1 pseudogene is annotated in these 936 nt (G+C 66.2%); it reads left to right on the top strand.

The window, feature by feature from the left end:
* Positions 1 to 94: 94 nt before the first annotated feature.
* Positions 95 to 936 (top strand): annotated as a pseudogene (locus HRV97_RS17585) (IS630 family transposase); the annotation flags it as partial.

Here is a 936-nt window from a genome sequence, read left to right as displayed (position 1 = left end):
CTAGAGCGGTTTTCGGGCGACCTGAATCGTTGAGGATTCACATGGCCCCGGTTTTCTGATTCAGCCTTCCTGCTGGCGGAGGAGGCCGGCGGGGATGGGTCGAGCCTTGTCGCGGGATTTGCGGGACCGTGTGGTTGCCGCTGTTGAGGGTGGGTTGTCGTGCCGAGCTGCGGCCGAGCGGTTTGGGGTGAGTGCCGCGAGCGCGATCCGCTGGCGTCAGCTGTCACTTCAGCATGGCACGCCTGCCGCCAGGCCGCAGGGCGGCGATCGTCGCTCTGCCAAGATCGAGGACCATGCGGGCCTTATCCACGCGGCCATCGAGACGCAGTCCGACATAACCTTGGAAGAGCTGCGCACGATGTTGGCCGGGCACGGGGTGAGCACCAGCATCGCGACGCTGTGGCGGTTCTTCGCTCGCCACCGGATCACGCGCAAAAAAAGACGGCTCACGCGAGCGAGCAGGACCGCGCCGACATCGTAGAACGGCGCTGGGCATGGTTCGAAGGCCAACTCGATCTCGATCCCGAGCGGCTGGTGTTCATCGACGAGACCTGGGCGTCGACCAACATGGCTCGCCGCTATGGCCGGTGCCGCCGGGGCAAGCGGCTGCGGGCCAGCGTGCCGCACGGGCACTGGAAGACGACCACCTTCGTCGCCGGCCTGCGCCGCACCGGCATGGTGGCGCCGATGGTGCTCGACGGGCCGATCAACCGCGACGCGTTCCACGCCTATGTCGACCAGGTGCTCGTCCCAGAGCTCAATCCCGGCGACGTCGTAATCATGGACAACCTGTCGAGCCACAAGGCGCCCGTCGTGCGCGAGATGATCGAGGCCGTTGGCGCCAGCCTTCTCTACCTCCCGCCCTACAGCCCCGACTTCAACCCCATCGAGCAGGCCTTCTCCAAGCTGAAGGCGCATCTGCGCAAAGCTGCCGAG

The organism is Sphingomonas hominis (assembly GCF_013328205.1).
GTDB lineage: Bacteria > Pseudomonadota > Alphaproteobacteria > Sphingomonadales > Sphingomonadaceae > Sphingomonas > Sphingomonas hominis.
Note: the sequence above shows the minus strand (reverse complement) of the source record. Positions and strands in the feature narration are given on the sequence as shown.